Below are 11,689 nucleotides of genomic sequence, written 5' to 3' on the forward strand. Positions count from 1 at the left end.
TGATTTACGGGATATCAAGGAGTGCAGCAGGAACTTATTATGATAGCCTTCTTACAGGGGCAGGTTGCGACAGTGTTCATTCCACCGTATTGACCCTTGATCCGACATACAATATTGTTGATGCACCAGTTTCTGTTTGTGATGGCGATAGTATTTCCATTTACGGTACATTCAGAAGTATAGCAGGGACGTATTATGATAGCTTAACTACTGTAAACGGCTGCGACAGCATACACTCAACAGTCCTTACCGTAAACCCAACTTACAGCATCACCGATCCTGCTATCGCTATCTGCATTGGCGACAGCATTTCTATCTACGGCACTTTCAGAAGTTCTGCAGGAACATACTATGACAGTTCAACCACCTATGGACAAAATTGTGCAGACACTGCTAACATCTATCAGTTTAGCTTTAATGGAAAGAATTATGAAATAGTTAAAGAACTAAAAACATGGAATGATGCTGCTAATTGTGCAGCAGAAAGAGGGGGACATTTGGTTCATATTGACAATCAAAATGAACAAGATAGTGTTTATGATGCTATAATTAATGGGGCTGGAATTTCCACTACCTATACATCGGTATTTGATGGAGGGGGGATAGCATATGTATGGATTGGTGCAACTGACAAAAGTGCAGAAGGAACCTGGATTTGGGATGGGGATAATGATAGTATAGGAACTAATTTCTGGAATGGTCAGGGAAACGCTGGCTCAGGAGGTGGCAGCGCTGTTGGTGGGATGTATCAAAACTGGGGGGACGACTTATTTGGGGATCCTTATGAACCTGATGATTTCCTTTCTAGTCAGGATGGTGCAGCGATTGCATTAGACAATTGGCCTTATGGAATAGCAGGAGAATGGAATGATATAAATATATCAAACACCTTATACTATATTATTGGATACGATAGTTCTGGCGCTGCAACAACAAACGGCTGCGACAGCATACATTCAACAGTCCTTACCGTAAACCCAAACTACAACATCACTGACACCGATATTGCTATATGTAATGGTGACAGCGTATCCATCTACGGGATATTCAGAAGTGTCGCGGGAACGTATTTTGACAGCTTAACTACTATTAACGGCTGTGATAGTGTGCATTCAACAGTGCTTTCAATAAACCCAACTTATTCCATCAACACACCGAATGATACAGTTTGTGATGGCGATAGCGCCTTAATATTTAGTATTTATCGCACAACTGCCGGAATTTATTATGATACTCTAACAACTATAAACAGTTGTGATAGCGTAATTGCCACAACCTTAATAGTTAATCCACTCCCTGTTATTTCTATAACACCATCTCCGGGGGTAGTGTGCAATTATGGAGACACTGTAATGTTAGTTGCAAGCGGAGCGGTTAGCTATACATGGTCACCCGCAACAGGTTTAAATACTACGACAGGTGATACGGTGTTGGCTTTCCCTTCTGCCAACACTACTTACACAGTAGCAGGAACAAACGCATCAGGATGCGTGGACTCCACAACCGTTTCGGTTCAACTAAGTGCTGCCGGTCCTGTTGCAAGCTTTACATCAAGTACAAATGTATGTGAAGGTGATAGTATCACATTCAATAACACATCTACAGACGCCACCGGTTTTAACTGGTCGTTCCCCGGAGGAACAACACCTGATACTACGATTCAAAATCCGGTAGTTACTTACAATTCAGCCGGTACTTTTGATGTTACATTAACAGCATTGGGTTGTTCTACGGATAGTACGATAACTATGGCGGGGTATATTACCGTTAATCCAATTTACAATTTCACTGACCCTGCCATAGCTATTTGCGATGGGGACAGCATCACCATCTACAGCGCTTTCAGAAGTGTCGCAGGAACATACTACGATAGCTCAACCACCATAAACGGTTGCGACAGTGTTCATTTAACAGTACTTACAGTAAACCCAACCTATTCCACCAGCACACCAGATACAACTATCTGCGATGGCGACAGCATAATGATATTCAGCATTTTCCGTACAACAGCAGGAACATATTATGACAGCTTAATCTCTGTTAATAATTGCGACAGCGTAATTTCTACAACCTTAATAGTTAATTCATTACCAACTGTTAATCTCGATGGAGATACTACGATTTGTAATGTTTGTTCAATAACGCTTGATGCGGGTGCAGGTTTTTCAAGCTATGACTGGTCAACCGGAGCAACTACTCAAACTATTATTGTTGATTCTGCTGGTACATATATTGTTACGGTTACTGATGCGAAGGGCTGTACGGGGAATGATACCATAGTGGTTGATATAGCATCTGGTTTAAATGAGTTGAGTAGTGTTGAAAGTATTAGTATTTACCCTAATCCCAACACAGGTGAGTTTGTAATAGAAATGCTTGTCCTGAACGAAGTGAAGGAACTCCAAATTAAATTATTTAATATAACTGGTCAGGTGATATACAGCGAAAATTTGAAACGATTTAAAGGGGTATATTTCAAACGAATTGATATAAAAGGACTTTCCGCAGGGGTTTACCAGTTGCAGATAAGAACAGGTTATGGTGAGGTTAATAAGAAGGTTGTTGTTGAATAGGCAGTTTTTACTCTTTCCAGTCCTTATAAATAAAAATCAACAATAAAATAAATAGCTCGTTTCTCTTTTTTTGCTCCCTTTTTTATTTCATTAATTTCCGATTCTCAACCTCTTGCAGAATTTTCATTTGTTGAATGGCTATTTGATTCAATTTAATAAGCCGTTCTTTTTGAGATATATTTTCGTTTATAAATACAGCATTAAGATTTTCCATATTAGACAGGCATATCAATTCTTTGATTGTAGCATAATCGCGGATATTCCCTTTTAAATCGGGATTAGCTTCCCGCCATTGTTTTGCAGTAACACCAAACATGGCAACATTCAAAACATCAGCCTCGTTGGCATATATGATTGATGTTTGAGCTGCTGATAGTTCTTTGGGAACAAGGTTTTTTTTGATGGCATCGGTATGGATATGGTAGTTTATCTTTGCTAATTCTCGTTTGGCTGTCCAGCCCAGTTGTTTCTGTTCTTCTTCCTTTAAGCGTTGGAATTCTTTAATCAAATAAAGCTTAAATGTTACGCTAATGGCTGAACCAAATTCAAAAGCAATATCTTTATGAGCATAAGTGCCACCATATTTACCTCTTTTAACAATTATCCCGATTGCATCAGTTTTTTCTATCCATTCCGAAACACTTAACACAAAATTCGGCAAACCGGCATGAGATTTAAAGTGGTCAAATTTGACCACTTTAAAATTTTGATTGTTTATTAGTTCCCAAGTGCCCAAATATTCCAGTGTATATCGGTTTCTTAACCAGTTTTTAATAATATCGGCAGCACGGCTCTCACTTTCTTTGGCATTAGCCATGTCAGTTAAAGAAATATAATCTTTTTCACCAACCGATATAATTGTAATTTCAGTATCTTTTACATTAATTTTCCGACTCATCTTCAACCTCCATTTTTACAGGTTCTACAAATTCAATTTTTAAAAATACGAAGGGTTGGGATATTTTTTCTTTTAATTCTGTCATTTTGTTTCTATCTTTTGTTTCATTTTCAAGGTGTCTGTTGTCTTTTTAAGCATGAACGCTAACTTACTCCTTCTAACAACTTTCCTCCTATAAATAAAAATCAACAATTATGTATCATATCATTCTTTTTAATTGGATAGTTTTCCAATAATTTCTTCGGGTTTTAGCTGCTCCTGTTCCCCTGAATTCATATCTCTCAGCGTCAATTTACCTGTTTTAATTTCCTCTGACCCGATTAAGATCACATAAGGGATTGATTTTTTATTAGCATAATCCATCTGTTTTTTCAATTTTGCCTGTTGGGGATATATTTCACTGTTTATTCCCGCAGAACGCAGCTTTGTTAGCACATTTAAAGAATATTTCTCAGATTCTTCATCGAAATTAGTGACCATCACAGCGGTAGTAGTTAGCCTCCCTTCACGAAAGAGCTTTAATTCTTCCAAAACCACGTAGAGCCGGTCTACACCAAATGAAAAACCTATACCCGAAACATTGAGCAAGCCAAACGAACCTGTAAGATCATCATACCTCCCCCCACCACAAACACTGCCAATGTTTACATTATTAACTACAGCTTCAAATATTGTTCCTGTATAATATGCAAGACCTCTGGCTAAAGAGGTGTCAAACAAACAATGACTATGATTATGACTGTGACACAGATTAGAAATATATTCAAAAACTTGATGGAGTTCTTGTAGACCCTGAATACCTGGTGCAGAATCTTTCAGGTAATTCTTAAGTTTATTTAATTTTTCCTGGTTGCTATCCTTTATTTCCAGAATAGCCATAAGTTTCGAAACGGCACTTTTAGATAAACCTTTATCAGCTAATTCTTTCTTTACTCCCTCCTCTCCTATCTTATTGAGCTTATCTATGGCAACACAAATTTCAGATTCTTTATTTCTTTCACCGATCATTTCAGCTACTCCTTTTAGAATTTTGCGGTGATTGATCTTTATCGTAAAATCCTTTATACCAAACCTGGTTAATATTTCATCAATCATTATGATCATTTCCGCTTCACAAAGCAAAGAATCGCTCCCTATAACATCAACATCGCACTGATAAAATTCTCTGTAGCGTCCTTTTTGCGGTCTTTCAGCACGCCAAACCGGTTGGATCTGGTATCTTTTAAAGGGAAAGGTTATATCATTACGATTCATTGCTACATAGCGGGCGAAAGGGACTGTAAGATCATAACGAAGTGCCTGCTCGGGCATTTTTTTAAGAGATGCTTTGGTTAGATCATTCATACTGGTTCTGGTCAAAAGATCCCCGGAATGGATAATATTAAAGATAAGCTTACTCTCCTCCTCACCATATTTTCCAATTAGTGTTGTCAGGTTTTCCATAGCAGGCGTTTCAAGAGGCTCAAAGCCATACTTCTCAAATGTAGATTTAATTATATCAAATATATAATTCCTCCGGACCATTTTTGATGGGCCGAAATCTCTTGTCCCTTTGGGGATTGATGGTTTTGGGTTGTTCATTCTATGTATAATGCTAATATACTAACTATTTTTAGTTCATGGTTTTTTTGTTATTAGTTTTAGTTCATTGGTTCAATAGTTTGCTAATGCCGGACTCATGGCACGACCAACAAACTAAAAAACTATAACCATAAACTATCAAACCATAACCAATAACTAAAAACTAAAAACCAACTTTAGTATCATTAGTATAAATTAGTATATTAGCATTATATTATCCGTATATTTGCGTCAGTACGATTTACAAATAAAGGCATTTATCAATTAATAATAATAAAAATGGGTAAAGAAAGATCACAACGAAAAGAAAGAAAAAACCGAAGCAGAGCTATTCAAAAGAAAAAAAGAATAAAGCTTTTAAATTACCAGCCGGTGATTAAGAAGGTTGATATGGAGGCAATTAAAAAGGGTTTTGAATCAAAATCGCAAAAGACTATTTAAAAAAGTTAGACAGTTGACCCCGAGTACTCGGGGTCAACTTATTTTTTAAATTCAACTACCTGTTGCGTAATGAGGATAATCTCTGTCAAAACATTAAGAGATTTTTGGGAAAATCCTAAATATTCAAATTCGAAAGAAGCATTAAAAGCTTGGGTTGATGAAGCAGAAAAAGCTGATTGGAAAAATTCAAATGATGTAAAAAAACATCCTAAAATGAACATAGTAATAACACAAGTTAAAAATAAAGACGAAGCGCATTTACTTGCGAAGTATGCCCGGAAACTCAAAGCCAAAACAAAAATCTTCAATGACGAAGAATGGGAGGATTATCTTTTGGGATTGATGATTGAAGAATCGGAGCTTGAGGGTGGTGAGGTTTCTCGGAAAGAAATCTCCCAAATATTTAGACGTAATGGAGTTGATTTTTAGACCGCGATTCAAACGCGATTTGCAGAAAATCAAGGACAAAGAAGTGCTCAAAAGCATTTCGGTTACACTTCGTCAAATAGAAGATGCAAATGACATTAGATTGATAGGCGGTTTAGTGAAACTGGAAAAATATGTTCACTACTATCGTATAAAAATAAAACTTTCAAAACGAAAAGATTATCGTCTTGGGCTCATGATAAAGGGTAAAAAAGTATGGGCAGAGAGAATAGCGCGTAGGATAAAAATCTATAAAGATTTCCCATAAATGAAAATTTTGCCTCAATCCAACCTCTGTTGTTCTGGATTACAAATCCAGAACAGCGGTGTTAATTATGATTACTCAATTATTTACACTATGTCTTTTTCCCTAATTCAACTACCTTCATATCAACCACTTTCTTTTTTATAATATCAAATTTTATAATAGTTCTTACTGTATGTAATCCTTGTTTACCGGCAGCTCCGGGGTTTATGTAAAGGGTGGGTACTAGTTTTTTATCAGTCATTACTCTTAAGATGTGAGAATGCCCGCAAACAAAAATATCAGGCGGATTTTTATATATCTCTTTTCTGACCTCGGGTGAATATTTACCCGGGTAACCGCCAATATGCGTCATCCAGACCTGCATATCTTCACACACAAATTTATTATCTTTTGGATGTAAATATCTTATTTCCATCCCATCTATATTTCCATACACCCCTTTTAGAGGCTTAAATGCTGAAAGCTTTCCGGAAACTTCTATATTCCCAAAATCTCCTGCATGCCATATTTCATCGCAGTCCTGGAAGTGATTAAATATTTTGTCGTCTAGAAAACCGTGAGTATCTGATAGCAGCCCTATTCGCATCTCTAATGCTTTTTAGAAATTGTCATAGTCATTACCAATAACAAAAAACTAAAAACCAACTATTTCCTATTTCCCCATTTATCAGGATTTCTTCTCCAGGCATTTAAGATCTCCATATCCCTTTCGCCTATATATTTTCTTTCCAATGCAACACTCAGGAGATAATTGTAGTTAGTTAAGCAGTGCAATGGCACATTTTTCTTCTTAAAATTTACCTCCGCAGTCTCAAACCCATAAGTAAATATGGCAAGCATTCCCAAAACCTGCATCCCTGTTCTTTTTAAGGCATCCACAGCGCTGAGAGAACTTGCACCAGTAGAGATCAGATCTTCAACAACGATCACTTTACCTTCATTTATAATTTTTCCTTCTACTAAATTTTCCATCCCATGTTCCTTGGTCTTTGACCTTACATACAACAAAGGCAAATTCATCGCGTCGGCTATTAATGCTGCTTGTGGTATGCCGGCAGTAGCTACGCCTGCCACAGCATCTATGGCCGAATACTTGTTTTTTATGATTGAAATGAAGCTTTCTTTCACAAAATTTCTGATTTCTGGATAAGAAAGCGTAAGCCTGTTATCACAATAGATCGGTGCATTCCAGCTGGATGCCCATTTAAAAGGTTTGTGTGGCTGAAGCTTAACAGCTCCGATATCAAGCAACATAGCAGCCATTTTATTAGCAACAATATCCTTTTTACCTTGAAAATACATTGCTTCTTTCATTTCAGTTGATTTTAATTTGTAAATTTGAAAATTTCTTATTTAGATTTTAAAAATATTCCAAAATCACCAAATTATCAAATTGAAACTTTTCATAAACGACATCCCGGTTGAATTTATAAAAGAAAAAAAACTTTCTTCTAAAACCCACTATGATATTATTTTTTCCAGCAAAGATAAGATAGTTTTAAAGAAATTGACCGGAAAAGTATTGGTTAACAAAGCTACCCCAAAACATTTTGATAAGCTCTTCAAGTTTTTTAATCAAAAAAAACTCAAAAAGCTAACTTCTCTTACTTTTGCAGTAAGAAGCAAAAAACATTACAAAAAATTTCTGAAGGACCAGTTTCGTATTGTAAAAGCTGCCGGTGGTTTGGTTAAAAAAAACGATCAGATATTAATGATCCATAGACTGGGAAAATGGGATCTGCCCAAAGGCAAGCTCAATAAAAATGAAAGATCAAAGTTATGTGCCTTAAGAGAAGTCGGGGAAGAATGCAATATAAAAGTTGAATTGACCGGTAAATTGTGCACTACGTGGCACACTTACACAAGAAATAACAAAAGACTACTTAAAAGAACTAAATGGTACCAGATGCACTGTCTTGATGATTCAAAAATGGCTCCGCAAACCGAAGAAGACATTGAAGAGGTAAAATGGATGGACAAAGGTGAAATCCGGGAAGCATTGGAGAATAGTTATGAAACGATAAAGGATGTTTTTAGGAAGTATTATAGCCCTACGAATTACGAATAAGCGAATTACGAATAAAAACGCATCATTCGTAATTCGTAAATTCGTAATTGGTAGGGCCATGTGTTTACCAATCAGGTTTATTACTATTTGCCCTTTTTGTCGGTTTCTTTTGCATCTGCTGCAAGTATTGAATTTCACTGTTTCTCATTGCATCTAGTATCATTTTTGCTTTTTCGGGGCTAATGTTCATTTCCTGTAATTTCTGTTGGTCCATCATTGGAGCAGGGCGTTCCTGCTGTTCTTTCTTCTCCGGTTCTGCGGTTCTCTGATCCTTTGTTTCATTTTTCTTACCATCATCATTTTTTTGCTGATCTTTCTTCCCGGATTCTTCGTTTTCCTGGTTCTCCGATCCATCTTTTTGCTGGTCTTTATTTTCCTTTTGCTGGTTTTCCTTGTTTTGCTGATCCTGACTACTTTTGTTATCCTGATTATTTTGTTGCTCTTCTTGCTGGTTGTTTTTGTCTTGTTGGTCTTTATCTTGTTGTTTTTGCTGCTGCTGCTGGTCTGATTGTTTTTTAAGCAGCTCATAATTATACCGGGCGTCTTCATTAGAAGGATCGGCTCTAAGGGCTTCTTTAAAAAAGTTTAATGCAGCTTCCTTATCTTTCTGTTTATTTGCAATTACTCCCAATTGCTGATTTGCAACAGACCTTAATTTGTTGTCAGCAGCAATAGAAAGTTTTTTGTAAATATTGAACGCGCTGTCCATAACTGATAATTTGTAGTAAGCGTGGGCAAGATTAATCTGCACATTATCATCGCTAACCTTCAGTGAGTCCACGAGGTATGAATAGTGGTTTATAGCTTCCCTGTAATTTCCTGATTCAAATGCTTCCTGAGCCTGGTTTTTGATTTTATTGATTGTGGCGATGTTGTCAATACTGTTTAGGTTTAGAAATAATAATAGTATGAATGTAAGATGTATCATAGTTTTATCACTTTAACGGTAAAAAGCACGTCTGCTACCATAAATGGCAACAAAGCTAAGATAAGGAACCAATAATATTTATTTGCCGAAACATCTGTTTTTCGTGTATCTCGCAGCTCGCCTTCTATCTGGTTAATAGCATTTATTAAACGTGTAATATCATTCCTTGTTTTATTGATTTCAAAATAACTGCCACCGGTGATCCTTGCTAATTCCTTTAAGGAAGCTGAATTTAATTTGGATATTACGACTTTGCCATCTTTATCTCTTTTAAATCCTCCCCTAAGTGGTATTTTACTCCCTTCTTTAGTACCAACACCAAGCGTAAATAATTTTATATTATTTTTTTTAATATCATGAGCAATGGCTTTTGTATTCTCCCCAAAATCTTCACCATCACTGATGATAATGATCACTTTTGACTGCTTTTTTGTAGTGGTATTCTCAGTACCGGTCTGTTTTTTCAATGCGAGGTTTAAGGCCGGGGCAAGGTCAGTTCCCTCGCGGGGGACTAACCGGGTGTTTAGAGTTTCTATGAACAATGATAAAGCGCTTTGGTCGTAAGTGAGCGGACATTGGAGGAATGCTTCGGAGGAAAAAATAATAATTCCTATCCTGTCAGACGAAAATGCTTTTATAATATTTTTCAACTCGTATTTTACTTTTACCAATCTTGATGGTTGAATATCAAAAGCATCCATAGATTTGGAAAGATCAACAGCGATATAGATGTCCTTTCCAATGCTTTTGATCTCCTTTTTTATACCTCCAAATGAAGGGCTAAGCAATGCAATAATGAATAGTGCAAAATATATGCTTCTTATGACAAGTTTTATAGAAACAGCCCGGATTTTACCCGATTCTAATTTCCTGGCAATACCTACTGTTTTGAAAATGTAAAACAGGTAAGCTGCCACGAAAGCTATGATAGTCAGTACTTCAAAACTGCTAAATGCGTTATTCCAGGTCATAAAATTTAGTTATTGGTTTATTTAGTTAATAGTTTTAGTTAGTTGGTTACTGGTTTTGGTTAATTAGTTTTACCTGCCCGCCAATGGCCTGTGGCAGGCGGGTCGTCTCATAATTGCAACCCACTACTGATTACGAATAAAGTATTAGCATCAGGTTAAATGAGAAACATCATTTTTCTGCCTAAGTGTAAATATGGTATCATCATAATCCAGTAAATACAAACTCAGATTCTGATGCATAAAATCATCCATTTTTCTTAGATCATGCTTTAGCAGTAAGCACAAAAAGATACGCATAGCCCTTCCATGCATGCAAATCAAAATATTCTTTTCGTCCTTACGTGATTTGATCAGTTCTAATACAGATTTTTGTCTTTCCTGCACTTCAAGCGGACTTTCACCGCCCTCAATTTTCATCTCTAAATTTCCATTCTTCCATTCTGAAGTTATTTTTTGATAATACTGGTCATCTTCGGCAGTTATTTTAGTTCCTTCTTTGTCCCCCCAATCAATTTCCTTAAGTCCATCATGCTTTTCCGAATTAATCCCAAAATTAGCAAAATCCTGAACAGTTTGCACACTTCTATATAAGGTGGAGGTATATACCCTGTCAAATGGTACATGCTTATATGTTTCAAAAAACAACCTTGCCTGCTCGTGCCCTTTTTCATTTAAAGGTGCATCTACCCCGCTTCCCTGCACGATCCCTTTTTTATTATAATCTGTTTCACCGTGGCGGATGATATATATTTTTTTACCCATAATGTTCTCCCAGATGCAAATATACGAATGTTCCCCAAAGGGTAATCACCCGAAGGGTGAAATGCGAATAATACGAATGAAGAATCCCTGATGGCTATGAGAGGGATTTAGTATTAATTCGTATATTAGCATCGGGTTAAGTATATTTGCATCGGAGTTTATTGCTTTATTCGTAATTCGTATGGCTAATTCGTAATTCAAAATGATAAATACCAATATCAAAATAGAAGACCTGAACAAGTTCTCACAAAACAGTATGGGCGCTCATATTGGGATAGAATTCACTGAAATCAATAAAGATTTTTTATGCTGTAAAATGCCGGTTGACCACAGAACCAAGCAGCCTTATGGCGTCCTTCATGGAGGCGCTTCAGTTACGCTGGCTGAAGAATTAGGAAGCACTGCCGCTAATTTATGTCTGAAAAGTAAGGATCAATATTGTGTAGGTCTGGATATCAATGCCAACCATGTGAGAAGCGTAAAGAACGGAACCATTTTCGGCAAAGCCAAACCAATACATCTTGGTAAAAAGACGCAGATCTGGGAGATTAAAATCACCGATGAAGAGGGTGAGTTGGTATGTATTAGCAGGTTAACCATGGCTGTGTTGGACAAATGATACTAATATACGAATAAGGGTATATTAGGATTTTATTATTCGTATGAAACCAAATATAATTGCTAACACTTTATTTAATCCAGATGCCTTCGAAAAAAAAGAGGTACTGAATGCTTTTTACCAAACTGCATTATTTAAGCAATACCCAATTGCA

General features: G+C 36.6%; 12 protein-coding genes. 5 read left to right on the plus strand and 7 right to left on the minus strand.

Features of this window, described 5'->3' with window-relative positions; genetic code table 11:
- On the plus strand, positions 1-2,573 hold a 2,573-nt coding region (locus FVQ77_01675; protein ID MBW8049052.1), incomplete at its 5' end, for a T9SS type A sorting domain-containing protein.
- Positions 2,574-2,655: 82 nt separating this feature from the next.
- On the opposite strand, the gene FVQ77_01680 is transcribed toward FVQ77_01675, so the two are convergent.
- Both FVQ77_01680 and FVQ77_01685 read right to left on the minus strand, forming a co-directional pair.
- Positions 2,656-3,471, minus strand: coding sequence for a KilA-N domain-containing protein (locus FVQ77_01680; GenBank protein ID MBW8049053.1), 816 nt, complete (start codon positions 3,469-3,471; stop codon positions 2,656-2,658).
- A gap of 213 nt (positions 3,472-3,684) precedes the next feature.
- The gene (locus FVQ77_01685) at positions 3,685-5,052 is read right to left on the minus strand and encodes a histidine--tRNA ligase (GenBank protein ID MBW8049054.1); all 1,368 of its coding nucleotides are present in this window, start codon (positions 5,050-5,052) and stop codon (positions 3,685-3,687) included.
- Between the two features lie 510 nt (positions 5,053-5,562).
- Here FVQ77_01685 and FVQ77_01690 point away from each other — a divergent pair.
- Together FVQ77_01690 and FVQ77_01695 are read left to right on the plus strand one after the other, a co-directional pair.
- Positions 5,563-5,922, plus strand: coding sequence for a hypothetical protein (locus tag FVQ77_01690; GenBank protein MBW8049055.1), 360 nt, complete (start codon positions 5,563-5,565; stop codon positions 5,920-5,922).
- A gap of 19 nt (positions 5,923-5,941) precedes the next feature.
- Entirely contained in the window at positions 5,942-6,187 is a 246-nt protein-coding gene (locus FVQ77_01695; GenBank protein MBW8049056.1) for a hypothetical protein, read from the plus strand.
- A gap of 88 nt (positions 6,188-6,275) precedes the next feature.
- On the opposite strand, the gene FVQ77_01700 is transcribed toward FVQ77_01695, so the two are convergent.
- Both FVQ77_01700 and FVQ77_01705 read right to left on the minus strand, forming a co-directional pair.
- On the minus strand, positions 6,276-6,773 hold the full coding sequence (locus FVQ77_01700) for a metallophosphoesterase family protein (protein MBW8049057.1): 498 nt from the start codon (positions 6,771-6,773) through the stop codon (positions 6,276-6,278).
- 59 nt (positions 6,774-6,832) lie between these two features.
- Positions 6,833-7,489 (minus strand): orotate phosphoribosyltransferase, encoded by a 657-nt coding sequence (locus FVQ77_01705; GenBank protein MBW8049058.1) that lies wholly within the window; start codon positions 7,487-7,489, stop codon positions 6,833-6,835.
- Between the two features lie 91 nt (positions 7,490-7,580).
- Between FVQ77_01705 and FVQ77_01710 the strand changes: the two genes are divergently transcribed.
- On the plus strand, positions 7,581-8,255 hold the full coding sequence (locus FVQ77_01710; protein ID MBW8049059.1) for an NUDIX hydrolase: 675 nt from the start codon (positions 7,581-7,583) through the stop codon (positions 8,253-8,255).
- A 64-nt stretch (positions 8,256-8,319) separates the two neighbouring features.
- Here the strand turns inward: FVQ77_01710 and FVQ77_01715 are convergent, their stop codons facing one another.
- The 3 genes from FVQ77_01715 to FVQ77_01725 all read right to left on the minus strand — a co-directional run bounded on the left by FVQ77_01715 (position 8,320) and on the right by FVQ77_01725 (position 10,919).
- Positions 8,320-9,183: a tetratricopeptide repeat protein gene (locus FVQ77_01715; protein ID MBW8049060.1), complete on the minus strand. Its 864-nt coding sequence runs from the start codon at positions 9,181-9,183 to the stop codon at positions 8,320-8,322.
- Positions 9,180-10,154, minus strand: a complete 975-nt coding sequence (locus FVQ77_01720; GenBank protein ID MBW8049061.1) for a VWA domain-containing protein — start codon at positions 10,152-10,154, stop codon at positions 9,180-9,182. The genes FVQ77_01715 and FVQ77_01720 overlap by 4 nt, the downstream gene beginning before the upstream one ends.
- A 150-nt stretch (positions 10,155-10,304) precedes the next feature.
- Positions 10,305-10,919, minus strand: coding sequence for a histidine phosphatase family protein (locus FVQ77_01725; GenBank protein ID MBW8049062.1), 615 nt, complete (start codon positions 10,917-10,919; stop codon positions 10,305-10,307).
- A 199-nt stretch (positions 10,920-11,118) separates the two neighbouring features.
- Between FVQ77_01725 and FVQ77_01730 the strand changes: the two genes are divergently transcribed.
- The gene (locus FVQ77_01730) at positions 11,119-11,535 is read left to right on the plus strand and encodes a hotdog fold thioesterase (protein MBW8049063.1); all 417 of its coding nucleotides are present in this window, start codon (positions 11,119-11,121) and stop codon (positions 11,533-11,535) included.
- Positions 11,536-11,689 lie beyond the last annotated feature (154 nt).

Source organism: Cytophagales bacterium (assembly GCA_019456305.1).
Lineage (GTDB): Bacteria > Bacteroidota > Bacteroidia > Cytophagales > VRUD01 > VRUD01.